This is a genomic window from Photorhabdus akhurstii, from assembly GCF_019090985.1.
In the GTDB taxonomy this organism is placed as follows: Bacteria; Pseudomonadota; Gammaproteobacteria; order Enterobacterales; family Enterobacteriaceae; genus Photorhabdus; species Photorhabdus akhurstii.
In genome coordinates this window covers 1,867,841-1,891,277 of the sequence record NZ_CP020335.1, presented here as the reverse complement: position 1 = coordinate 1,891,277, position 23,437 = coordinate 1,867,841, and the positions used below count along the sequence as shown (strand labels likewise).

22 protein-coding genes are annotated in these 23,437 nt (G+C 43.5%); 14 read left to right on the top strand and 8 right to left on the bottom strand.

Features of this window, described 5'->3' with window-relative positions:
• Nucleotides 1–35 precede the first annotated feature (35 nt).
• Nucleotides 36–530, bottom strand: a complete 495-nt coding sequence (lrp, locus tag B0X70_RS08235) for a leucine-responsive transcriptional regulator Lrp (RefSeq protein ID WP_011145896.1) — start codon at nt 528–530, stop codon at nt 36–38.
• A gap of 500 nt (nt 531–1,030) precedes the next feature.
• On the opposite strand from lrp, the gene trxB reads away from it, so the two are divergent.
• The 5 genes from trxB to infA all read left to right on the top strand — a co-directional run bounded on the left by trxB (nt 1,031) and on the right by infA (nt 6,719).
• On the top strand, nt 1,031–1,990 hold the full coding sequence (gene trxB / locus B0X70_RS08230) for a thioredoxin-disulfide reductase (protein WP_217471271.1): 960 nt from the start codon (nt 1,031–1,033) through the stop codon (nt 1,988–1,990).
• Between the two features lie 134 nt (nt 1,991–2,124).
• Nucleotides 2,125–3,894, top strand: a complete 1,770-nt coding sequence (cydD, locus tag B0X70_RS08225) for a heme ABC transporter permease/ATP-binding protein CydD (protein ID WP_217471270.1) — start codon at nt 2,125–2,127, stop codon at nt 3,892–3,894.
• A 2-nt stretch (nt 3,895–3,896) separates the two neighbouring features.
• Nucleotides 3,897–5,645: a heme ABC transporter ATP-binding protein/permease CydC gene (cydC, locus tag B0X70_RS08220; protein WP_217471269.1), complete on the top strand. Its 1,749-nt coding sequence runs from the start codon at nt 3,897–3,899 to the stop codon at nt 5,643–5,645.
• 6 nt (nt 5,646–5,651) lie between these two features.
• Entirely contained in the window at nt 5,652–6,344 is a 693-nt protein-coding gene (gene aat, locus B0X70_RS08215; RefSeq protein ID WP_036780073.1) for a leucyl/phenylalanyl-tRNA--protein transferase, read from the top strand.
• 156 nt (nt 6,345–6,500) lie between these two features.
• The gene (infA, locus tag B0X70_RS08210) at nt 6,501–6,719 is read left to right on the top strand and encodes a translation initiation factor IF-1 (RefSeq protein WP_002211347.1); all 219 of its coding nucleotides are present in this window, start codon (nt 6,501–6,503) and stop codon (nt 6,717–6,719) included.
• 83 nt (nt 6,720–6,802) lie between these two features.
• Here infA and clpA read toward each other — a convergent pair whose 3' ends face one another.
• Nucleotides 6,803–9,079, bottom strand: coding sequence for an ATP-dependent Clp protease ATP-binding subunit ClpA (gene clpA, locus B0X70_RS08205; RefSeq protein ID WP_036814641.1), 2,277 nt, complete (start codon nt 9,077–9,079; stop codon nt 6,803–6,805).
• A gap of 31 nt (nt 9,080–9,110) precedes the next feature.
• A complete protein-coding gene (gene clpS / locus B0X70_RS08200) occupies nt 9,111–9,431 on the bottom strand; it encodes an ATP-dependent Clp protease adapter ClpS (RefSeq protein ID WP_214067945.1) in 321 nt (106 codons plus the stop codon).
• Nucleotides 9,432–9,774: 343 nt separating this feature from the next.
• Here clpS and cspD point away from each other — a divergent pair, with 343 nt between their 5' ends.
• Nucleotides 9,775–9,996 carry a cold shock-like protein CspD gene (gene cspD, locus B0X70_RS08195; RefSeq protein WP_036814644.1) on the top strand — a complete coding sequence of 74 codons (222 nt, stop codon included), beginning with the start codon at nt 9,775–9,777 and terminating at the stop codon, nt 9,994–9,996.
• A gap of 83 nt (nt 9,997–10,079) precedes the next feature.
• Here cspD and macB read toward each other — a convergent pair whose 3' ends face one another.
• Together macB and macA are read right to left on the bottom strand one after the other, a co-directional pair.
• Nucleotides 10,080–12,023 carry a macrolide ABC transporter ATP-binding protein/permease MacB gene (macB, locus tag B0X70_RS08190; protein ID WP_036780063.1) on the bottom strand — a complete coding sequence of 648 codons (1,944 nt, stop codon included), beginning with the start codon at nt 12,021–12,023 and terminating at the stop codon, nt 10,080–10,082.
• Nucleotides 12,023–13,138, bottom strand: a complete 1,116-nt coding sequence (gene macA, locus B0X70_RS08185) for a macrolide transporter subunit MacA (protein WP_036814648.1) — start codon at nt 13,136–13,138, stop codon at nt 12,023–12,025. Before macA ends, macB begins: the two co-directional genes overlap by 1 nt.
• A gap of 334 nt (nt 13,139–13,472) precedes the next feature.
• Between macA and B0X70_RS08180 the strand changes: the two genes are divergently transcribed.
• From B0X70_RS08180 to artM, 5 genes are all read left to right on the top strand, one after another.
• Nucleotides 13,473–14,372, top strand: a complete 900-nt coding sequence (locus B0X70_RS08180; protein WP_036814649.1) for a LysO family transporter — start codon at nt 13,473–13,475, stop codon at nt 14,370–14,372.
• 243 nt (nt 14,373–14,615) lie between these two features.
• Entirely contained in the window at nt 14,616–15,344 is a 729-nt protein-coding gene (gene artP, locus B0X70_RS08175; protein WP_110086314.1) for an arginine ABC transporter ATP-binding protein ArtP, read from the top strand.
• A 19-nt stretch (nt 15,345–15,363) separates the two neighbouring features.
• The gene (gene artJ, locus B0X70_RS08170) at nt 15,364–16,098 is read left to right on the top strand and encodes an arginine ABC transporter substrate-binding protein (protein ID WP_036814652.1); all 735 of its coding nucleotides are present in this window, start codon (nt 15,364–15,366) and stop codon (nt 16,096–16,098) included.
• Between the two features lie 14 nt (nt 16,099–16,112).
• Nucleotides 16,113–16,829, top strand: a complete 717-nt coding sequence (gene artQ / locus B0X70_RS08165; protein WP_217471268.1) for an arginine ABC transporter permease ArtQ — start codon at nt 16,113–16,115, stop codon at nt 16,827–16,829.
• Complete coding sequence (gene artM, locus B0X70_RS08160) at nt 16,829–17,497, top strand: arginine ABC transporter permease ArtM (RefSeq protein WP_217471267.1); 669 nt, start codon at nt 16,829–16,831, stop codon at nt 17,495–17,497. The genes artQ and artM overlap by 1 nt, the downstream gene beginning before the upstream one ends.
• Nucleotides 17,498–17,550: 53 nt before the next feature.
• Here the strand turns inward: artM and rlmC are convergent, their stop codons facing one another.
• The 3 genes from rlmC to B0X70_RS08145 form a co-directional block, all read right to left on the bottom strand.
• Nucleotides 17,551–18,684, bottom strand: a complete 1,134-nt coding sequence (gene rlmC / locus B0X70_RS08155; protein ID WP_217471266.1) for a 23S rRNA (uracil(747)-C(5))-methyltransferase RlmC — start codon at nt 18,682–18,684, stop codon at nt 17,551–17,553.
• A gap of 24 nt (nt 18,685–18,708) precedes the next feature.
• Complete coding sequence (locus B0X70_RS08150) at nt 18,709–19,221, bottom strand: type III secretion system chaperone family protein (protein WP_036814657.1); 513 nt, start codon at nt 19,219–19,221, stop codon at nt 18,709–18,711.
• A gap of 91 nt (nt 19,222–19,312) precedes the next feature.
• Nucleotides 19,313–19,615, bottom strand: a complete 303-nt coding sequence (locus tag B0X70_RS08145; RefSeq protein WP_217471265.1) for a YbjC family protein — start codon at nt 19,613–19,615, stop codon at nt 19,313–19,315.
• A gap of 189 nt (nt 19,616–19,804) precedes the next feature.
• Here B0X70_RS08145 and B0X70_RS08140 point away from each other — a divergent pair, with 189 nt between their 5' ends.
• From B0X70_RS08140 to B0X70_RS08130, 3 genes are all read left to right on the top strand, one after another.
• The gene (locus B0X70_RS08140) at nt 19,805–20,065 is read left to right on the top strand and encodes a GrxA family glutaredoxin (RefSeq protein WP_214067937.1); all 261 of its coding nucleotides are present in this window, start codon (nt 19,805–19,807) and stop codon (nt 20,063–20,065) included.
• A gap of 526 nt (nt 20,066–20,591) precedes the next feature.
• A complete protein-coding gene (gene ybjG, locus B0X70_RS08135) occupies nt 20,592–21,200 on the top strand; it encodes an undecaprenyl-diphosphate phosphatase (RefSeq protein ID WP_217471264.1) in 609 nt (202 codons plus the stop codon).
• Nucleotides 21,201–22,109: 909 nt separating this feature from the next.
• Complete coding sequence (locus B0X70_RS08130; protein ID WP_217471263.1) at nt 22,110–23,408, top strand: HAAAP family serine/threonine permease; 1,299 nt, start codon at nt 22,110–22,112, stop codon at nt 23,406–23,408.
• The last annotated feature ends 29 nt before the right edge of the window (nt 23,409–23,437 follow it).

Sequence of the window (23,437 nt, the reverse complement as noted above, 5' to 3'; positions counted from 1 at the left end):
TTCCAGTTTTGCACCTGTACATTTTTGGTAAGATTTTAGCGCGTCTTAATGACCAGACGGTTGCTCTGCTTAACTTCTTCCATTACAACATATGTGCGGGTGTCATTAACACCTGGCAAACGCAATAAAGTTTCGCCCAGCAACTTACGGTAAGCCGACATGTCTGGTACGCGGGTTTTTAACAAATAGTCGAAATCACCGGAAACCAAGTGACATTCCTGAATCTCTTCCAATTTTTGTACAGCAGCATTGAATTGTTCAAAAACATCTGGAGCGCCACGGTTTAAAGTAATTTCAACAAATACCAGCAAAGATGCATCCAAATAGTGAGGATTCAGCAATGCCGTGTATCCAGTAATAAACCCTTGACGTTCCAGACGACGAACACGCTCCAGGCACGGGGTTGGAGACAAACCTACCCGTTTAGACAGTTCTACGTTAGAAATTCGCCCATCTTTTTGTAGCTCATTTAGGATATTACGATCTATGCGATCAAGATCTTTTCCCGGACGTTTTTTATTATCTATCATCTTGTTGATCTCTCTTTATTTTCCTACACCCATAACATTTTCCCCTATCTCTCTGAGTCTGAGTTGGAAAAGATGTCTTAAAGTTAAAGCCTCGCTCTATCAGCGTAAAGCAACTCACAGGCCATTTTTTTAATGCTACACAAAAGAGGATTATCCGCATGTCGATTTTTATGGAAACGAATTTAGCGAGGTGGATAATTATCTCTTACAGTGATGTTTTCGCAAATGCACAGCCGATTGTCAAAGTAAATGAGCAAAAATCAGAACAACCTGTGGAACAAATTTTCAGTTAATCGTTTCGATAGTCTACCATTAATTGAAAACGAACAAATGAAATACAAACAGCACTAAAAGAACACTTTTCTCAGGTTAAAATCATTATTAGTTAATATCTATCGGTAAAATCGTTAGTAACATGAGTCTTTTAGCTTTTTTTACCCTCCTATTTCTCCTACAATCCCTCGATATTCGATTAGGTGATAAATGGAAATGAGGTATTCATGAGCGCCGCCAAACACCACAAACTCATTATTCTTGGCTCCGGTCCAGCAGGCTATACCGCCGCGGTTTACGCTGCCCGAGCAAATTTAAATCCGGTTCTTATTACCGGGGTTGAAAGAGGCGGTCAGTTGACTACCACCACCGAGGTCGAAAACTGGCCTGGCGATCCGGAAGGTCTGACTGGCCCTGGGTTAATGGAACGCATGCACCAACATGCTGAAAAATTCCAAACCGAAATCATTTCTGACCATATTCAAAAAGTTGATCTGCAAAACCGGCCTTTACGCCTTTATGGTGATGAACAAGAATATACCTGTGACGCACTGATTATCGCAACAGGCGCTTCCGCCCGTTATTTAGGTTTACCTTCTGAAGAGGCATTCAAAGGACGTGGTATTTCAGCCTGTGCAACCTGTGATGGTTTCTTTTACCGTAACCAGAAAGTCGCCGTTGTCGGCGGCGGTAACACCGCCGTAGAAGAAGCCTTATATCTGGCAAATATTGCAGCAGAAGTTCACCTAATTCATCGCCGTGATACTTTCCGTTCAGAGAAGATCCTAATCGGTCGCCTAATGGATAAAGTAAAAAATGGCAATATCATCCTGCACACCGATCGTATTCTGGATGAAGTACTCGGTGATGATATGGGCGTTACCGGTGTTCGCCTACGCGATACCAAAAGCGGCGCTACAGAAGAATTAGCGGTTACCGGCACATTCATTGCTATCGGCCATACTCCCAATACCGCTATCTTTGAAGGCCAATTAGAACTGGATAATGGTTACATTAAAGTTCAATCCGGTTTGCAGGGTAACGCCACTCAGACTTCAATTCCCGGTGTATTTGCCGCCGGCGATGTTATGGACCATACCTACCGTCAGGCAATTACGTCCGCCGGTACAGGTTGTATGGCAGCCCTTGACGCAGAACGTTTCCTTGATGGGCTAGCCGCTAAATAAATTCTTTTTCTTTCAAGGCGCTATTTCGGTAGCGCCTTTTAACATGTAACATATCAGCAGGATGCTGACACATAGGATATGTCCAGCCTTTTGGTACACCATTACCCTCACCCGCTAGATTAGAATTTTTTTCTATGGACAAAACAAGACAGTACGAATTGGTTCACTGGCTGAAACAGCAAAGTGCCCCGGCCCAACGCTGGCTCCGCCTGTCCATGTTACTCGGCTTAATCAGTGGATTGCTGATTATCACTCAAGCCTGGTTACTTGCCTCAATTCTGCAAGCTTTAATCATGGATAACCTTCCGCGCGAGCACATCTCGAATGAATTTTGGTTGTTAGCAACCATCTTTGCTCTACGGGCCATCATCAGCGCTATTCGGGAACGAATAGGTTTTATCTGTGGCAAAGTCGTGCGTCAAAAAATCCGCGCTATGGTATTGGATAAACTTGAGCAACTTGGCCCGGCGTGGGTTAAAGGCAAACCGGCCGGTAGTTGGGCCACTATCATTCTTGAGCAAATAGAAGATATGCAGGATTATTACTCCCGCTATCTGCCACAGATGTCTCTTGCCGTCATGATCCCTATTCTTATCCTGATCACCCTATTCCCTGTTAACTGGGCTGCCGGGCTAATTTTATTCGCGACGGCTCCGCTAATTCCCCTGTTTATGGCACTGGTTGGTTTAGGCGCCGCAGACGCTAATCGGCGTAATTTTGTCGCGCTAGGCCGGTTAAGCGGTAATTTCTTGGATCGACTACGCGGGCTAGAAACATTGCGCCTGTTTTATCGCGGTAAAGCAGAAGCACAACAAATCAGCGAATCCACCGAAAACTTCCGTTGCAGGACGATGGAAGTGCTGAGATTAGCGTTCCTTTCTTCCGCAGTGCTGGAATTCTTTGCTGCCATTTCTATTGCTATTGTCGCTGTCTATTTCGGTTTCTCCTATCTGGGGGAACTTAATTTTGGCAGTTACGGGATGGGCGTGACCCTGTTCGCCGGTTTTCTGGTGTTAACCCTCGCTCCAGAATTTTTCCAGCCATTGCGTGATCTGGGCACTTATTATCACGCCAAAGCACAGGCGGTCGGCGCCGCAGAAGCATTAGTGACTTTATTGAGCAGTGATGGCGAACATGAACCTACCGGTGGTGATAAAACGCTAAATACCCAAGATTCGTTAACCATCATTGCTAATAATCTGGAAATTCTGGCCCATGATGGCAACCGGCTTGCTGGCCCGTTGAATTTTACTATAGAGAAAAATCAGCGGGTGGCATTAGTTGGTCCAAGCGGAGCAGGTAAAAGCTCCCTGTTGAATTTACTGTTAGGGTTCCTGCCCTATCGTGGCTCAATACAAATTAATGGCGCTGAGCTGCGTGAGTTGGATCTACAAAGATGGCGTAACCAACTGAGTTGGGTTGGACAAAATCCACATCTGCCTGAACAGACTTTGCTTGATAATATTCGTCTGAACCAACCTAATGCCAATCAACAACAAATCCATCAGGTTATGGAACAAGCATACGTCACCGAATTCATTCATGATTTACCCGATGGGCTGAATACTATCATCGGTGATAATGCAGCACGATTATCCGTTGGTCAGGCCCAACGTATCGCGGTTGCCCGTGCCCTATTGAAACCCTGCCAGTTACTATTATTGGATGAGCCTGCCGCCAGCCTGGATGCGCATAGCGAACAACGGGTTATGGAAACACTCAATCAGGCATCTCATCATCAGACGACCCTGTTAGTTACCCACCAATTGGAAGAAACGCTGGAATATGATCAGATTTGGGTCATGGAAAAGGGGTTGATTATTGAACAGGGAGATTACCAGACGCTAAGCCAATCTCAGGGGGTATTCACCCGCCTGTTATCCCATCGAAGTGAGGAGCTGTAATCATGCGGGTATTGCTTCCTTTTCTGGCGCTCTATCGCCGTCATTGGTTTCTTATCAGTTTAGGTATGGTTCTGGCCGTTGTTACGCTCCTCGCCAGTATAAGTTTACTGACCCTCTCTGGCTGGTTCCTTGCTGGCGCAGCACTAGCAGGTTTTGCCGGTTATACATTCAACTATATGCTACCGGCCGCAGGTGTCCGTGGCTCTGCCATTCTTCGAACTGCCGGGCGCTATGCTGAACGGTTGGTTAGCCATGACGCCACTTTTCGGGTATTGGCACATTTACGAGTTTTTGCCTTTCAAAAAATTTTGCCGCTTTCACCAGGAGGAATGGCTCGTTTTCGTCAGGGCGAATTATTAAACCGGTTAGTCGCTGACGTTGAAACATTGGATCACCTCTATTTACGGGTGATTTCACCGATATTATCAGCTTTTATCGTTATTATAGTTCTCACTTTCGGTCTTGGTTTTCTGGATCTTACATTAGCCTATACTCTTGGCGGTATTATGCTGGCGCTGTTGATCCTGCTGCCATTGGTATTTTATAACGCAGGTAAATTCGTCGGCCGTGATCTGACTATTCTGCGTGGTCAATACCGCACCCAACTTACAGCGGCGTTGCAAGGGCAAGCTGAATTGATGGTATTCGGTGCTGTTGGCCGTTTTCGCAAGTCAATGGCCGATATTGAGTCACATTGGTTAAGACGTCAACAACAGCAAGCCAATCTGACCGGTTTGTCACAGGCAATCATGATTTTCGCCACCGGTATGACTGTCACATTGATCTTATGGCTGGCAGCTAACGGCGTGGGAGGCAACAGCCAGCCGGGAGCATTAATTGCACTGTTTGTCTTCTGTTCTCTTGCCGCGTTTGAAAGCCTGGGGCCTGTCACAGTTGCATTCCAACATCTAGGGCAAGTCATTACCTCTGCAACCCATGTTTCTCAATTGATGCAACAAGAACCGGAAATCACATTTCCTGCATCAGGGCCGGAAAGTTCGGCACAAGCCAGCATTGATATCAAAAATATCAGTTTCACCTACCCTGATCAGCCAATAGCCGTCCTGAAAAACATTTCTCTCTGCTTGAAAGCGGGAGAACATATCGCGCTGTTAGGCAAAACCGGTTGTGGTAAATCTACCTTACTACAATTACTGACCCGGGCCTGGGATGTTGATTCAGGCACAATCTGTCTGAATCAACATCCCATTACTGCTTATGACGAATCAACTCTGCGCAGTATGATATCGGTTGTTCCACAACGAGTGCATGTGTTCAGTCATACTTTGCGTCAGAATTTATTACTGGCAAAACCAAATGCAGCCGATAATGAACTGGAAACTGTGCTGAAACAGGTAGGTTTAAACAATCTACTGGAAACCGACGAGGGGCTAAACTGCTGGATGGGCGAAGGTGGTCGTCAGTTGTCAGGTGGTGAACAGCGCCGCTTGGGAATTGCCAGAGCGTTATTGCACTCGGCACCACTGATGTTGCTGGATGAACCTACTGAAGGGCTCGATGCGGACACTGAACAGCAAATTCTGTCTCTACTGCGCCAGCATTGTCAGCATAAGTCATTAATTATTGTCACCCACCGTCTGTACGGACTTGATCATATGGATCGTATTTACGTCATGGATGGCGGCACCATTATTGAACAAGGGCAACATGATGAATTACTGACCCAGCAAGGTCGCTATTATCAATTTCATCAACGGCAACATCAGATTCGTCTTGAACCGGAGCAGTAACACACGATGCCAATAATTCAACTGAATGATGATTCATATGATTTCCCTCACCCGAAAGAAGCATTAACGGAGCCTAATGGCCTACTGGCGGTAGGAGGGGATTTATCCGCCAAACGATTAAATGCGGCTTACCATCAAGGCATTTTCCCTTGGTTTTTACCCAGCGAAGTGCCACTTTGGTGGTCTCCCGATCCACGTGCGGTAATCATTCCCGGTGAATTACATATCGGCCGAACATTACGCCGGTTTTTGCGCAATCATCCATACCGTATTACGGTGAATCATGCCTTTGAACAGGTGGTTTATTTCTGCGCTCAACGGCAGGAAGGAACATGGATAGGCCGGGATATCCAACAAGGTTATCAGAAATTGCATCAAACAGGACAAGCGCACTCAATAGAAGTCTGGCACAATGAGCGGATTGTTGGTGGCTTGTATGGTGTTAGCGTCGGCACACTATTCTGTGGTGAGTCTATGTTTAGCAGAATGGAAAATGCATCCAAATGTGCGTTCATTGCTTTCTATCACCATTTTCTGCGACACGGTGGTGAACTACTGGATTGCCAAGTGCTTAACCATCACACTGCGTCACTAGGTGCAAAAGAGATCTCCAGGGAAGAATTTATTCAGCATCTTTATCAATTCAGAAATCGGTCATTAAGACTCGGTTGCTGGTCACAACAAGTACTGGAATTATAATCAACATTTGACCGATTCATGTTGATTATAACGTAAATATCACCATGCACCATTTGCAAAATAGCGGGTTAAAATACAACATTCCTTTACATAATGAGGGTTTTTCGGCATTATCTTGCCCGTTAAAAACGATGGTTATTAAACTTAGAGGATTAGATGGCCAAAGAAGACAATATTGAAATGCAAGGTACCGTGCTAGACACACTACCAAACACTATGTTCCGCGTTGAGTTAGAAAACGGGCACGTAGTCACTGCTCACATCTCAGGTAAAATGCGTAAAAACTACATCCGCATCCTGACAGGCGACAAGGTTACAGTTGAGCTGACCCCATATGACCTGAGCAAAGGCCGTATCGTCTTCCGTAGCCGCTGATTCATTACCGTTTTCAGGTATTACACCACAGGTAGCAACTTTGTATTTAACAACGTTGTTTTCACCTGTGGTGTCGCTCTTTATTAGTGCACTACATCTTCCGGCTTCTGCTTATAAGCACTGCTGAAATCGTAGGTCAGTACGCGTCTTACCTTATCCAGGCCAATACTTACTGAGCCACCGTGAACTAATGAGCCGAACAGAAGTTCATTTGCCAACGGTTTTTTCAAGCTATCCTGAATAACCCGCGCCATTGGTCGAGCACCCATTGCTTTATCATAGCCTTTGTCACATAACCATTGACGAGCATCCGCACTGACCTCCAACGAAACGCCTTTTTCATCCAATTGTGCTTGCAGGGCGACAATGAACTTATCAACTACCTGTTGAATAACCTCGATAGAAAGCGTATTAAACCAGATGATGCCATCAAGACGGTTACGGAATTCCGGTGTAAACACTTTCTTAATCTCTTCCATTGCATCAGAACTGTTATCCTGCTGCTTAAATCCAATGGACTTGCGCTGTGTTTCACGTACTCCCGCATTTGTTGTCATGACTAAAATGACGTTACGAAAATCCGCTTTACGGCCATTGTTATCAGTCAAAGTACCGTTATCCATGACTTGCAATAACAGGTTAAATACATCTGGATGTGCTTTTTCAATCTCATCAAGCAGTAATACTGAATGAGGATGTTTAATCACCGCATCTGTAAGCAATCCCCCTTGATCAAAACCAACATATCCCGGTGGCGCCCCAATTAAACGGCTTACTGTATGGCGCTCCATATATTCTGACATATCAAAACGCAATAATTTGATATTCAGCACCTTAGCAAGCTGTACGGTGACTTCCGTTTTCCCCACGCCTGTCGGACCTGCAAGCAGGAAAGAACCCACCGGTTTATTATCCTGCCCCAACCCTGCACGACTCATCTTAATGGCCTCGGTCAATGCCGCAATCGCGGTATCCTGACCAAATACCAACATTTTCAGCCGCTCATCCAGTGTTCTTAGGACATCTTTATCACTAGCAGAAACAGTTTTTTCAGGGATACGGGCAATCCGGGCAACGACGAATTCAATATCCGACACATTAATCGTTTTTTTACGGCGACTAACCGGCACCAGACGGGTACGCGCCCCAGCTTCATCAATTACATCGATCGCCTTATCCGGCAAGTGGCGATCAGTAATGTATTTCACTGATAAATCAACCGCAGCGCGGATCGCTTTCGTGGTATAACGTACATCATGGTGCGCCTCATATTTTGGTCGCAACCCTTTAATAATCTGTACCGTCTCTTCGGGTGAAGGCTCAACAATATCAATCTTCTGAAAACGACGCGCTAACGCCCGATCTTTTTCAAAAATATTACTGAACTCATGATAGGTCGTAGAACCAATCACTCTAATACGACCACTAGATAACAATGGCTTAATCAGATTAGCCGCATCGACCTGCCCCCCTGACGCGGCGCCCGCACCGATAATGGTATGGATTTCATCTATAAATAGAATACTTTTCTTATCCTGCTCAAGGGTTTTTAACAATGCTTTGAAGCGCTTCTCAAAATCACCACGATATTTAGTTCCCGCCAGCAATGAACCAATATCCAGCGAATAAATCGTACAATTAGCCATCACCTCCGGTACATCTTTTTGCACAATCCGCCATGCCAACCCTTCTGCAATGGCGGTCTTACCGACCCCCGACTCGCCGACTAACAATGGGTTGTTTTTCCGACGACGACACAACACCTGGATTGTTCTTTCCAACTCATCCTGACGGCCAATCAATGGATCAATCTGCCCTCTTTGAGCGAGTTGATTCAGATTAGTTGTGAAATTTTCCAACCGATCCTCACCTGTAGAGTGCTCTTCCGCAGATTGCGAGCCTGTCTCCTGATGATCCGATTCAGTGTCCTCTTTTTGCGTTCCGTGAGAAATGAAATTAACCACATCCAGACGACTAACATCATGTTTACGCAGCAAATAAGCAGCTTGAGACTCCTGTTCGCTAAAGATAGCCACCAGCACATTAGCACCGGAAACTTCTGAACGCCCAGAGGATTGAACATGAAATACCGCGCGTTGAAGAACACGTTGAAAACTCAACGTCGGCTGAGTTTCCCGCTCATCATTTTCAGGTAACAACGGTGTCGTTTGTGAAATAAAATTCTCCAGCTCCTTACGCAATTGAGCCAGATTGACCTTGCAGGCTTCCAATGCTTCACGCGCTGATGAATTGCTTAACAACGCCAGCAATAGGTGCTCCACAGTCATAAACTCGTGTCTGTTATCCCGTGCTTTAGCAAAGGCAATATTAAGACTAAGTTCAAGCTCTTGGTTGAGCATAGGCACCTCCCCCTAAAATCAGTATACCTGGTCAGATTTTTTCCAGCGTACAAAGTAATGGATGCCCGTGCTCCCTGGCATACATATTTACCTGAGCCGCTTTAGTTTCTGCCACTTCAGCAGTATAAACCCCACAAACAGCCTTCCCTTGATAGTGGACATCCAACATTAATTGCGTTGCCCGTTCAATATCATAAGAAAAGAACTTTCGTAATACGTCAACTACAAACTCCATCGGAGTGTAATCATCATTGTTAAGAATGACCTGATACATTGACGGCGGCTGCAATTTTTGCTGTCGTTCATCCTTAACAGATTCCTTAGTTTTCAAACTGTTATGATACTCGCTCATTATTTTCCCAACAGGATTAATCTCTAATACCAACTACGACCAGCAAATAAATTATGTTGCCGTTTATCTTATCATTCTCTGGGCAACTCCTTTTACCACAGACTATTCCCCTATGAAAACTCGGCATAAAAGTGAATGAACGAAACTCATATCGTTATCTATATCAAACTTTAGTCATTCAAAACAACCAGACATTTGTTCTGTGCTTGACGAGAATTTGATTTTTACTACAGTATGTTTTGTGAACAAACATAGATAATGTCACTGATTACATGTGATTGTTTACAACTGTTATATTAATGGCTCATCTCAACCGAAATTATTAAACGAGGGATGTAGAAGTATGGAGACAGGTACTGTTAAGTGGTTCAATAATGCGAAGGGCTTTGGGTTTATTTGCCCGGCAAGCGGCGGAGAAGATATATTCGCTCATTACTCAACCATTCAGATGGACGGTTACCGGACGCTGAAAGCGGGCCAGAAGGTGAATTTCAGCGTTCACCAAGGCCCAAAGGGAAATCATGCCAGTATTATTGTTCCCCTTGAAAACGAACCCAAAGGCTAAATAGCCTGGCCTGTGGGTCACAACCAGGTATTATTCACACGCCGCTGGTCATTGCCTGCGGCGTAACGTTATTTCATTTCCACTTATTCTCTTGCCAACGCTTCTATCGGATCAAGGCGAGCAGCATTACGGGCAGGTAGAAACCCAAATATCACGCCAATTGCGGTAGAACAGGCGAAAGCACTGAGTAAGGCTATCGGCTGGAAGACAAAATGCCAACCAGGCAGAGCCAGTTGTGCAATCAATGCAATCGTATAAGAGAGTGCAATGCCCAAAACACCGCCAACCAGACAAACCAAAATAGCTTCTATCAGAAACTGCTGCATCACATCACTGGTTCTGGCGCCTACTGCCATACGGATACCGATCTCTCTTGTACGTTCAGTCACCGAAACTAACATAATATTCATCACGCCAATACCGCCAACTATCAGCGAAATTACCGCCACCATCGTCAAAAACAGTTGTAAAGTATGGGCTGTTTTTTCCGCCGTTTTTACCATCATGTCCACGTTATAGGTGAAAATATCCTTTTTCCCGTGGCGTAAAGTGAGCAATTGAACAATCTTCTTTTCTATATCCTTAGAGTTATAACCATCCTTTATTCTGACAGTAATCGAATCCAGATAATTTCGGTTCACCAGACGGCTGGTCATCGTGCTATGAGGCAACCAGACATGCAATGATTTGCTACTGCCAAATGTCGCTCTCTTATCAGATACCACTCCCACAATTGTGGCCGGCATATTACCCACCAGGATCACATCTCCAATCACATTTTTCTGGTGAGGAAACAGCTTACGCTGGGTATTTTTATCAATCACCACAACTTGCCCCTGACGGCGTATCATATCCAATGAAAATCCCATCCCTTGGGAAAAGCGCAGAGCATAAACTTGAAAAAACTCATCACCCACGCCAGTCACCCTCGAAGCTACATCAATGTTCCCTTTACGAAGGCGCATTTGTCCCTCAATTTCTGGTGAAACCGCCAGAATATAGGGCTGCGCTTTAATCGCGTCGGCATCCTCTATTTTCAGCGCTTGCATATTGACCGGATCATCAAGGCCAAAATCTTCTCCCGGATAAATATCAATAGTGTTGGTCGCAATCTCTTTAATATCAGATAACACCGATGCCCTAGCCGCATCTCCGATAACCAAAATAGTCACAACGGAAGCAATACCAATGATAATCCCTAACATGGTTAGTAAAGTTCGCATCTTGTTGGCAACCATCGCCCGCCATGCCATGAATAAGGCTTCATTAAACCGCCCAAGGGTCTGGCGTATCGACGATATTTTTGATGTTAATGACGGGGCCTTAGTGACTTTTCTACTCACTTGCGTGCCAGAATCACTCATAATGCGACCATCTTTGATCTCAATAATCCTCTGTGCCTGCGCCGCAATTTTCGGATCATGAGTGACAATAATGACGGTATGCCCCTGTTCACACAATTGTTTGAGGATTGCCATCACCTCTTCGCCAGAATGGCTATCCAACGCTCCGGTTGGTTCATCAGCCAAAATGACTTGACCACCATTCATCAACGCCCTGGCGATACTGACCCTCTGCTGCTGCCCACCAGAGAGCTGCCCCGGCTGATAGTCGATTCGCTCTTCAAGCCCTAAACGACCAAGCAACTCTATTGCTCTCTGGCGACGTGCTGCTTTAGCGGCTCCTGCGTAAATAGCGGGAATTTCCACATTCTGTTCAGCAGTTAAATGAGTCAGTAAATGATAACGCTGAAAAATAAAGCCAAAATGCTCCCGTCTCAGTGCGGCCAATTCATCATTACTCAGTTCAGCAACATTCTGTCCCGCGACCCGGTATTCACCGTTACTGGGTTGATCAAGACACCCAAGAATATTCATCAGTGTCGATTTACCCGAGCCTGACGCACCGATAATCGCAACCATCTCACCGGCGTAAATAGACAAGGTGACATCATCCAGTACTTTTACCTGTTGCTCACCCGCGGGATAGCTGCGTTCTATACCTTTCAGCTCAAGTAACGCATTCATTACTCATCCCCTGCTGCATCACTAAGACCAGTAATCACCTGCTCATGCTCTTTCAGACCAGACAGAATTTGTACATTCACATCATTGCGTACGCCAATGGTCACTTCTCGTTTCTCTTCTTTATCTCCATTCAGGATATCCACCTCATAGCGAGTTGGCGTAATCTGTTTACCCAGAGCCGAGATCGGGATCATTAACACATCACGATGGGAATCGAGTTGAATTTTCACCTGGGCGGTCATTTGCAAACGCAAAAGTTGCTGAGGATTAGCCACCTCAAAACGGGCATAGAAGAAAATTGCATCATTAATCTTTTCTGGCGTCGGCAAAATATCTTTCAACACCCCTGGAAAATTTTTATCCGGGGCGCCTAATACGGTAAAAGAAGCTTTCTGACCCGGTTTCAGGTAAATAACATCTGCCTCTGATACTTCTGCTTTTACCAACATCGTGCCCAAATCAGCCAGCGTCAGAATGGTCGGGGCTTCCTGTGCCGCAATGACTGTTTGCCCCTGAAGCGTTTTGATATTGACAACGATACCATCCATTGGTGCGGTAATCCGGGTATATTGCAAATTCGTCTCAGCAGTATCAAGGCTGGCCTGGTTTTTACTGATTTGCGCCAATAAAGTTTCTACCTTCGCTCTTTTCACTTCAACATCCGTTTTAGCCTGATCCAATTCCTGGAGCGAGACCGCCTGCACTTTTGCCAGATTGTTCTGACGCTGTAATGTAAGCCGCGCCAATTTCAATTGTGCCCTGGCTTCTATCAGATCAGCATTCAACTCTCTGATCGTGGCTTCAACTTCTTTAACCTGGTTTTGCGCTGGCTTAGGATCAATCAATGCCAACAACTGGCCTTTTGTCACCTTATCACCCACCTCAACATACAAATTCTGCAACTGACCACTTACCTGTGCGCCAACATCTACTTTTCTGACTGCATCCAGTTTCCCTGTTGCCAATACATTCTTTTCCAAATCACCTTTAATGGCAGGAACTGTTTGATATTTAATCGCTTCCGTCCCATGTAGAAAATACCCCAGAACCAATGTGATAACTGCCACAATAGCTAACAACACAACCCATCGACGTTTCGAACGAATAAAATTCATTTAAATATCACCATATTAAGCATTGAATTCAAAGAAATGGTAAAAACTTATTTCTTGCAATACCACGAAGACTAAGGACTTCCACTCATTCTAGATAGATACTGTTCCTTTTACGTTTTATACACATTAAACGTTTTTAATAACACTCCACCTTAAGAATAAAAAATTCTTTGAGCAACAGCATACTTCTCTCTATCCTGACTATTCTCTTAATGTAAAAAAATTGATATCTTTTATTTTCATGGTTTTTACAACCATTTTTGAAAGTCTTTACAACCGATTTTTATACTAGATTTGGATAAAAAGACATTAACTGTTTTACAGGATGTTAATTATGTACTCTGGGCTGCTGATCATTCTTTTGCCGTTAACGCTAGGCTATCTTATCCATTTGAATAATAAGGCATTGTTAAATGCTATTCATCGCCTTCTTAACGCGATGGTTTATGTCATTCTGTTTTTAATGGGAACCAGCCTGGCTTTGTTAGACGATTTAGGCCGTAACCTCTTCTCTATCTTTCAATATGCGATGACATTTTTTTTATGTATTTTTACAGCTAATATGCTAGCACTATTCCTTCTTGAAAAATGCGATCCTTGGGTTATTAGTCCACATAAACAAGAAAAACCCCCTTCCCGTTTACATATGATTTTTGAATCATTGAAATTATGTGGCGTGCTGATTTTAGGTTTCCTATTTGGACTCACTGGCTGGTCATGGCTACACTTCTCCAATCATGCTAGTGAAATTGCCTTAATCGTTTTACTATTACTTGTCGGTATTCAATTACGTAACAGCGGTATGAACCTGAAACAAATATTGCTGAACCGCCGAGGTATGATTATTGCAATTATTGTCGCGACCAGTGCACTTGTCGGCGGTGCGATTGCAGCACTTATCCTTGGGCTGCCAGTGAAAACAGGTTTAGCGTTGGCTTCCGGCTACGGCTGGTATTCCCTTTCTGGTATCTTACTTTCTGATGCTTACGGGCCGGTAATCGGCAGTGCCGCATTCTTTAATGACCTGGCGCGTGAGCTAGCAGCAATTATGCTAATTCCTGTTTTTATTGATCGATATCGCTCAAGCGTAATAGGGTTAAGCGGTGCGACTTCTATGGATTTCACCTTGCCGATATTACAACGGTGTGGTGGAGTCAGTATCGTCCCGGCAGCGATAGTCCACGGTTTTGTGCTGAGTTTGCTAGCACCCTTGCTGATGGCATTCTTTACTTAACCAGAATTTGAGCCACAATTAATACTTGACGCTATAAATAACGGTTCGGACGCTTCATCTTTCCTCTGTAGGGTAACAGAATAAATAAGCTTTTATTGGAAAATCACACAAGGAGAAAATAGAACGCGTTAATCAGGCATGTAATTGAAATATCAATTAATAATATTCTGTGCATAAGATGTTGCATAATTATGCCAACGGGTTTAGCATCGGACCAAACCACTGACTATTCAGAATTAAAGCATGAGTATTCAATTAAAAAACATTGATTGTTACTACGGTGCCCACCAAGCACTGTTTGATATTAATCTTGAGTGTTCTCCCGGGGAAACGATGGTTTTGCTAGGGCCAAGCGGCGCGGGTAAAAGTACGTTGTTGCGAGTATTAAACCTGCTGGAAATACCACGATCCGGCCAGTTACATATTGCTAATCATCAATTCAATTTTGAACAAACGCCAGGAACGAAGGAGATTCGTTCTCTACGCCAAAATGTAGGTATGGTCTTTCAGCAATATCACTTATGGCCCCATCTTACTGTTATAGATAACCTGATCGAAGCGCCTTGTCGCGTGTTGAATTTATCCAAGCAACAGGCACAGGAAAAAGCGAATAAGCTCCTTTCCCGTTTGCGCTTAGATGATTTTGCAGGCCGCTTCCCACAACATTTATCTGGAGGACAACAGCAACGGGTTGCTATCGCACGAGCATTAATGATGGAACCACAGGTTTTATTATTTGATGAACCAACGGCAGCACTGGACCCAGAAATTACAGCACAGGTTGTCAATATCATCCATGAATTATCTGCAACGGGCATTACACAGATTATCGTTACCCATGAAGTGGAAATCGCCCGCAAGGCCGCAAGCCGTGTCGTATATATGGAAAACGGCCGCATTGTAGAACAAGGTGATATCAACCATTTTACCCAACCACAAACCAAAGCCTTTGCTAATTATCTATCACACTAACTATTAATAGGATATAGCGATGAAAAAACTACTTTTTGCAGCCTTCTTAGGAACAGTAACTTTCTCTGCAACCGCCACGGAAAAAGAGACCATTCGTTTTGCCACAGAAGCCACTTATCCTCCGTTTGAGTTCATTGATGCAAATAATAAAATTCAGGGTTTTGATGTCGATTTGGCCAATGCTCTCTGTGAGAAAATTAATGCAACATGTACCTTCACTAACCAATCCTTTGACAGCCTGATCCCCAGTCTGAAATTCCGTCGCTTCGATGCTTTAGCCGCCGGTATTGATATCACCCCTGAGCGCCAAAAGCAGGTTGATTTTACTAACACTTATTACGACAACTCAGCGGTTTTTATTTCCGTTAAAGGTCAAATCTCCAGCGTCGCAGAGCTGAAAGGCAAACTTGTGGGTATCCAGAATGGTACAACTCACCAGAAGTATCTGATGGAACAACGAAAAGAGATTAAAACCGTTCCTTATGACAGCTATCAAAATGCGATTCTGGATCTGAAAAATGGCCGTCTGGACGCCGTTTTCGGTGACACTGCCGTTGTTAACGAGTGGCTGAAAAAGAATGAAAATTTAAATACCATCGGTAACAAAGTCACCGACAAAAATTACTTTGGTATCGGTTTAGGGATTGCCGTTCGTAAGGGTAACAAAGAACTACAAGATAAATTTAATAAAGCACTTGCTGACATCAAACGAGATGGTACTTATGACATCATCTATAAAAAATGGTTTAAATAAGTAGCTGAATCTCCATGAATGAATTCCAATCTCTAACAAGCGCCGCCGGCATCACCGTCGGCCTTGCCGTGTCTGCATTAGTGCTTGGTCTGATTTTAGCCATGCTATTTGCCGCTTGGGAATCAGCCCGTTGGAAACCCTTTGCCATACTTGGCACCTGTTGGGTCACTCTGTTCAGAGGATTGCCGGAAATTTTGGTCGTGCTGTTCGTCTACTCCGGCGCGTCACAACTTCTCCTGATACTGGCTGATGGCTTTGATGTTTATCTTATCTTCTGGCATCCCAAGATTCAGATAGATATTCAAGACTTTTATGTCAGCCCATTTCTTTGTGGCTTCATTGCCCTTTCCCTGCTCTACTCTGCCTACGCATCCCAGACACTCCGTGGTGCGATAAAAGCCATTCCTGTCGGTCAATGGGAAGCCGGTCAAGCATTAGGTCTTGGTCGCGCCGCAATATTTTTTCGCCTGATCATGCCGCAAATGTGGCGACACGCTCTACCAGGGCTAGGCAACCAGTGGTTAGTTTTGTTGAAAGATACCGCGCTGGTATCGCTTATCAGTGTGAATGATCTGATGCAACAAACCAAAAGTATTGCCACACGCACTCAGGAGCCTTTTACCTGGTATATGATTGTGGCGCTTATCTATCTGGGTATCACTCTACTCAGTCAATTTATTCTAAAGAAAATTGAGATGCATACCACCCGCTTTGATCGGAGTGTTTCCTGATGCTTGAGTATATTCAACAGATTTTGCCGGGGCTGACAACCAGTCTGAGTCTGACCATCACAGCGCTTTTTGTTGCTTTCATGATGTCCGTTCTGTTCACTATGGTTCTGACCATGAAATTGCCGGTACTGACACAACTGGTAAAAACCTACATTACCCTGTTCACCGGTACGCCTTTGCTGGTGCAGTTCTTTCTGATTTATTACGGCCCCGGACAATTTCCAGCCATAAAAGCATACCCGTGGCTTTGGCAGTTACTGTCTGAGCCTTGGCTGTGCGCAATGGTAACGCTGGCGCTTAACAGTGCGGCATATTCTACTCTGCTATTCTATGGCGCGGTAAAGGCAATTCCTGCCGGTCAGTGGCAATCCTGTCAAGCGTTGGGCATGTCTAAAGCACAATCTATGCGGATACTGCTGCCCTATGCTTTTAAACGGGCGTTATCCTCCTATTCCAACGAAGTCGTATTGATTTTTAAAAGTACTTCTCTCGCAAGTACGATTACTTTGCTGGAAGTCATGGGATACAGTCGGCTTCTATTTGGCCGTAATTATGATGTGATGGTTTTTATCGCCGCAGGGGTGATTTATCTATGTGTTAACGGCATCCTGACTTTGCTGATGCGGATGATTGAACGCCGTGCACTCGCTTTTGAGCGCCATAACTAAATGGGATGGGCGGTTCTTCTAGAACCCCCATTCCTCACATATTCTTTGGTTGTTTAATCGTGACTTAACCTCAATAACGTTAAAACTTCGTAATGCTCGGTATGGGGAAACATATCAAACAACTGTGTCTTTTCTACACGATAGTTGGCTAGTGCCGCAATATCTTTCGCCATTGTCTGAGCGTTACAGCTTGAATAAAGAATATAATCCGGCGCCATTTTACTGAGATAATCGCACAACGCTTTACCAATTCCCCGACGAGGTGGGTTTACCAAAACCAATTGCGGAATTTGCTCTTTCGCCACGGCGAAATTTGTCGAGTCCAAAGCTTGAAACTCGATATTTTCCAAACCCAGTATTTTTGCCGAATCACGGGCGCAATCAATGGCTTCGGGGCTGATTTCGATTCCGGTTAAACAGGTGTTTTTATCTGCGCAATGCAGACCAAAACCCCCAACACCACAAAATAGATCCCACATGCTACTGATTTTCAATTCACGAACCCAACGCCCTGCTGTTGCATACAATTCAGAAGCCATGTTCGGGTTAGTCTGGAAAAAACTATGTGGACGAATGTAAAGAGGAATACCATTGAACTGTTCCTTGAGCGCTTTTTGCTCAGTAAATAGGATCTCTGTTTCTCCCTCTAAGATCGCCATATGGATCGGCTGAATATTAGCAGAGATCACCGTAAGCTGCGGCAATTGCTCAAGCAACCGGGGCAAGGCTCGCTCCAATTGAGCAATTTTCGTTTCAGAACGCAGTACAAAACGCAACATCATTTCACCGCTATGACGGCTTTCTGTCAGCAACAAATATTTTAGTTCACCCCGCTTACGAGCAACGTTATACGGCGTCAACCCGGCATAAGCAATGAACGATTTAACAACATCGAATACAGGCTGAAAATGTGCTGGATAGAGGGGACAATTACACAGATCAACCGCCGTGCCATCACGATGCAGCATACCTAGTAATGGACGTTCTACACTGCCACTGACGACCATTTTGGCTTTGTTACGAAAAGCGTCTGATTGGCTGGCGATTGGAGGTAACCATTGATTTACAAAGGTTTGAGATAATAACTGTTTTAGATTCTGCTGTTTATCTTCTAACTGCTGAGAATAGGGTTTTTCAAGCCACTGACAAGAGTGACAATGCCCCGCAGAATAATGCGTACATTGCATTGTAGGATGACCGTGTTGGAAATATTAGTGCAAAGTAAAAGTCGGCGCCTTAGTAGAAGCTTGTGCTTCTTCTTCCTCTTCAATGTCACCCTCAATTTCGATATCACGATTAATATACAGCAAGTTATTACTGTGAATTTCAAAAATCACACCTGCAATCTGCTCTTCGCTTTGTTGCAAGAAATGAGAAAACTGGGAAAAAGTCAGCCCGGCTGAAATAAGGAAAGATTGACACACCACCAGTTTCGGTAAATTTTCATCCTGAATATCAAGAAAAGCCTTGATTGTCAGGGAACTGGCATTAATCTGGCTTAGATTAGCCATCAGAGGAATAATGGCGGTTGGTTTAACTTCAGCCAATGCAGAAAACAAGATTACATTGTCTAACAGATCAATTTTGGCATCAAATAAACCATCAATATTCTGCATATGAGGTAGATGCAGCGCTTGGCATGAATCGCACTCAAAGTAGGAAATTTTGAGCTGATCCAACCACTCACGCAATACCGATAAGTCAGGAATGACAAGTGAACTCATCTAACAACCCCATACAACGGAAAATGAAAAAGCGCTATAGCTTACGAAATAATTCTTTATCGCGCTATCACCAATAACTGATAAATTATTTTTATCTACCGTTATCACTACCTTCTGCCTTATTTTTACTCTCTTTTTTATGATCAATTCCCAGAAAAGAGAGACCACACACTGCACGCCAAATGATATTAACCGCAGCGGGGACCAAACAACCCACGCCGGTAAAAATCATAACAACATGTGCTTCTGGCGTCATTAGTAAATCTGTTAAGACGACAATATCATTAATAGTCAAATATGCTAGGAGCAAGCAGCCAATGCCGACAATTTCTAGCAGGATAACCTGTTTTGGCATATCTGCCAATGAACTCATACTGCTTCGATGACTTTTCATCACACCCTCTTTAACAACCTGATGCCGCATTATACTACCGGAAACTCTGTTACCAAAATTGGTATGTTGAATTAAAACAAAAGGCAATTTCTGCTTTTTTTTACAGATCTATGCAGGCATAGTAGCGATCAAATAAGCATGAACAACACATCAAACCGCATTATTTTAATATAACCAAGAGGAATTTATATGTTTACTGTGATTTTCGGTCGTCCTGGCTGCCCATACTGTGTCCGCGCGAAAGAACTGGCGGAACGACTGAAAGAGCAACGTGATGACTTTGACTTCCGTTATGTTGATATTCACGCAGAAGGTATTACCAAAGCCGATCTGGAAAAAACGGTTGGTAAACCCGTAGAAACTGTGCCACAGATTTTCGTTGACGAGCAACATATTGGTGGCTGCACAGACTTCGAAGCGTACGTGAAGGAACACCAACTGCTACAATAATCGGACTTCCCGCTCTGCTTTATTGTGGTAAAAATCGCCGTTGATTATTAGCCGCAGTGGACTCGGTTGATTTGTGCAAAAAATGTTATTTTCACCAAACTGAAAAAAAATCTGATTTTTTTTCTTATCACGAAGAACTTTCTTGCCAAGTCGTAGTCTGAGTTAATGCCACTGCTTTTCTTTGATATCCCAATATTGAGGAACCCGATAGTCATCCACTTTGGTTCAAGACTATCGGGTTTTTTTATCGTTTGAAGAATATACCGTCATAAACACATAACCGATTCTACAAATGATCAAACTATCAACTACTTGTACTATCACTTCGGTAATCCAGAAACTATCATCATATATATCAACGGCTTGCTTAGTTTTCGTCATAACGATTGCCTGATGTTTCCTTGACGAAAATATAAACCAAACATAAATAACACCAACAATTACGCTTTACTCACAAGTCGGCCAACTTTACTCTCTTGCGTCCGACTATCGTGATGTACATAAGTGACTATATGTGAGGCCCGATTTGTTAGAACAAATAAATCATGATCTGTTTACTTTTTTCAATGCTACACCTGAATCATCACCAGCCATGATTGCAATAGCGGTGTTCATTGCAAAATATCTGGTTCTTATTTTTCCTCTAACATTGGTTAGTTTCTGGTGCTGGGGTTCAGAGCGTACTCTCCCTTATCATCGGGTTATCGTCAGTAAAACCACCATTGCCTTCTGTTTTGCCATGCTAACCTCATACTGTATCGGTTTACTCTGCCCTCACGACCGCCCTTTCGCAGAAGGTTTTGGTTATAACTTTCTGCCTCACGCACCAACAACCTCATTCCCAAGTCACCACGGAACAGCTGTCTTCACTTTCGCTTTATCCTTTCTATTCTGGTATAGAATTTGGCCAAGCTTATGTATGATGGCAATTGCACTGGCTATCGCATGGGCCAGAATCTATTTAGGCGTTCATTGGCCGATGGATATGGTCGGGGCATTTACCGTCAGCCTAATGGGATGCGCTTTTGCGCAAATAATATGGAGCCTGTCTGGTGAAAGTTTACAAAAAAGATTGAACAGCCTGTACCAACGTTGCTGCGCTTTTCCTATCCGTAAAGGCTGGATAAAAAGCTAGTAACATAAATGCAACTTAGTGACTTGGGATAAACAAACCCTATTCCAATCAAGGTCTTTTTATTAGAAATCATTGGCTAAACTTTACATGCCAAAATGAACATGAGTTAACCAGCGGGGTAATATTCTGTACCCTATTTTAACATTTATTTGCGCTTAAATTCAGTCCAACGATTTTCATATAAATCAATAAATCTGTATAAATCACTATGTAAATAGATATATAACGAAGGAGATTATTAAAACTTGATCAAAGGATAGCGAGTACATCTTTCATGCATATTATTGATGCCATTAATCCATTATCCTAGTTTTATATATATCTTTCACAAAAATACAAACATGACATCAGAGATAGCTATTTTTAAAATTCGGTAACAAATTGATATTTATCAATCTATTAACCATACCTTCTATTTGCCATTTTTATTCATTAATATATAAACAAATGGATGGAGAATAACAAAAACATAAGATAATAATGAGAGTTGAGTAATAGGAAAATTGAGGTTATAATTTGACCTCGTTAAAATTCGCAATATTTAGGCAACAATTACACTAAATCTCGCAACATGATGACTTTTCGAGATATATTCCGCATTTGAGACTATGATCACGGTACTATTCACTAAAAATCGCTATCTTGCCGCTATCAAAAGTCTGGTCTTAAAATTTCCAGACTTTCTTTCAAAAAAGAAAGTAAAGCGAAAATTTTGGCTTGTTAATTCAAAGTCCAATTTTCGACCAAGATGTTAATGTGGTAATAAAAACGTTTAAATAAACACCAAAGATATTTAAAGAATTTATTTTTTATAAAGAAAGAGTTAGGCCACATGTATTTGCATTTATTGCATACTTGCGGCATTGTAATTTCGTTTTTTAATTTACCGCGTTATTCTCGGAGATAACTATGGATATGACTCAAACAGGTACAATCGCATCGCAGGCGACCAGCCCAAGCGATTATAAAACCTGGCGTAAATCAGATACAGTATGGATGCTTGGCTTATACGGCACCGCGATTGGCGCCGGTGTATTATTCTTACCTATCAACGCTGGTATTGGCGGCCTGCTGCCTCTTCTGGTGATGGCGCTACTGGCTTTCCCAATGACTTTTTTCGCCCATCGCGGGATGTGTCGTTTCGTTCTATCGGGTAAAAACCCAGGTGAAGATATTACCGAAGTCGTAGAAGAGCACTTTGGCAACCTGGCAGGTAAACTTATCACCCTGCTCTACTTCTTCGCTATCTACCCGATTCTGTTGGTTTACAGCGTTGCTATTACCAACACCGTAGACAGCTTTATTGTTCACCAATTACATTTGCCATCACCTCCTCGCGCCCTGCTGGCTCTGATCCTAATTATTGGTATAATGACCATCGTTCGTTTCGGTGAACAGGCTATTGTTAAGGCGATGAGTGTGCTGGTATTCCCATTTGTTGCCGTTTTGATGCTGCTGGCGTTCTATCTGATCCCTAATTGGAACACCGCAATCTTTGAAAACATCACCGTCTCTGCATCAGGTGCAAGTCATGGACTGCTTATTACGCTATGGCTGGCAATCCCGGTAATGGTATTCTCCTTCAACCACTCGCCAATTATCTCGGCGTTTGCCGTGGCAAAACGTGAAGAGTACGGTGAGAATGCTGAGAAAAAATGCTCCCGCATTTTGGCTTACGCCCATATCATGATGGTTGTCACCGTGATGTTCTTCGTATTTAGTTGCGTATTGAGCCTGTCTCCAGAAAATCTAGCGGAAGCCAAAGCACAAAATATTTCTATCCTCTCTTATCTGGCTAACCACTTTAATACACCAGTGATTGCCTACATTGCTCCATTTATTGCATTCATCGCCATTACCAAATCTTTCCTTGGTCATTATCTGGGAGCGCGTGAAGGTTTTAATGGTATGGTTGTTAAGACATTGCGTGACCAAGGCAAAACTATTGAGCCTAAAAAGCTGAATCGTATCACGTCAATTTTCATGTTAGTCACGACTTGGATTGTTGCGACTCTGAACCCAAGTATTTTGGAAATGATCGAAAGATTGGGCGGTCCTGTTATCGCAATGCTGCTGTTCATTATGCCAATGTATGCAATCCGCAAAGTGCCTGCAATGCGCAAATATGGCGGCAAGCTAAGTAACCTATTTGTCATCTTTATGGGATTGGTGGCTATTTCCGCAGTCCTCTATTCACTGTTTGCATAGATAAACATGACTTGGTTGCTGTTCTCTTT

What these genes read in the sequence shown, in the direction of transcription:
- B0X70_RS08150 (WP_036814657.1), bottom strand. Translation starts at nt 19,221, where the DNA reads ATGAGTTCACTTGTCATTCCTGACTTATCGGTATTGCGTGAGTGGTTG.
- infA (WP_002211347.1), top strand. Translation starts at nt 6,501, where the DNA reads ATGGCCAAAGAAGACAATATTGAAATGCAAGGTACCGTGCTAGACACA.
- B0X70_RS08130 (WP_217471263.1), top strand. Translation starts at nt 22,110, where the DNA reads ATGGATATGACTCAAACAGGTACAATCGCATCGCAGGCGACCAGCCCA.
- cydD (WP_217471270.1), top strand. Translation starts at nt 2,125, where the DNA reads ATGGACAAAACAAGACAGTACGAATTGGTTCACTGGCTGAAACAGCAA.
- B0X70_RS08145 (WP_217471265.1), bottom strand. Translation starts at nt 19,615, where the DNA reads ATGAAAAGTCATCGAAGCAGTATGAGTTCATTGGCAGATATGCCAAAA.
- rlmC (WP_217471266.1), bottom strand. Translation starts at nt 18,684, where the DNA reads ATGCAATGTACGCATTATTCTGCGGGGCATTGTCACTCTTGTCAGTGG.
- cydC (WP_217471269.1), top strand. Translation starts at nt 3,897, where the DNA reads ATGCGGGTATTGCTTCCTTTTCTGGCGCTCTATCGCCGTCATTGGTTT.
- artJ (WP_036814652.1), top strand. Translation starts at nt 15,364, where the DNA reads ATGAAAAAACTACTTTTTGCAGCCTTCTTAGGAACAGTAACTTTCTCT.
- clpA (WP_036814641.1), bottom strand. Translation starts at nt 9,079, where the DNA reads ATGCTCAACCAAGAGCTTGAACTTAGTCTTAATATTGCCTTTGCTAAA.
- clpS (WP_214067945.1), bottom strand. Translation starts at nt 9,431, where the DNA reads ATGAGCGAGTATCATAACAGTTTGAAAACTAAGGAATCTGTTAAGGAT.
- cspD (WP_036814644.1), top strand. Translation starts at nt 9,775, where the DNA reads ATGGAGACAGGTACTGTTAAGTGGTTCAATAATGCGAAGGGCTTTGGG.
- artQ (WP_217471268.1), top strand. Translation starts at nt 16,113, where the DNA reads ATGAATGAATTCCAATCTCTAACAAGCGCCGCCGGCATCACCGTCGGC.
- artP (WP_110086314.1), top strand. Translation starts at nt 14,616, where the DNA reads ATGAGTATTCAATTAAAAAACATTGATTGTTACTACGGTGCCCACCAA.
- B0X70_RS08140 (WP_214067937.1), top strand. Translation starts at nt 19,805, where the DNA reads ATGTTTACTGTGATTTTCGGTCGTCCTGGCTGCCCATACTGTGTCCGC.
- aat (WP_036780073.1), top strand. Translation starts at nt 5,652, where the DNA reads ATGCCAATAATTCAACTGAATGATGATTCATATGATTTCCCTCACCCG.
- lrp (WP_011145896.1), bottom strand. Translation starts at nt 530, where the DNA reads ATGATAGATAATAAAAAACGTCCGGGAAAAGATCTTGATCGCATAGAT.
- trxB (WP_217471271.1), top strand. Translation starts at nt 1,031, where the DNA reads ATGAGCGCCGCCAAACACCACAAACTCATTATTCTTGGCTCCGGTCCA.
- macA (WP_036814648.1), bottom strand. Translation starts at nt 13,138, where the DNA reads ATGAATTTTATTCGTTCGAAACGTCGATGGGTTGTGTTGTTAGCTATT.
- B0X70_RS08180 (WP_036814649.1), top strand. Translation starts at nt 13,473, where the DNA reads ATGTACTCTGGGCTGCTGATCATTCTTTTGCCGTTAACGCTAGGCTAT.
- macB (WP_036780063.1), bottom strand. Translation starts at nt 12,023, where the DNA reads ATGAATGCGTTACTTGAGCTGAAAGGTATAGAACGCAGCTATCCCGCG.
- artM (WP_217471267.1), top strand. Translation starts at nt 16,829, where the DNA reads ATGCTTGAGTATATTCAACAGATTTTGCCGGGGCTGACAACCAGTCTG.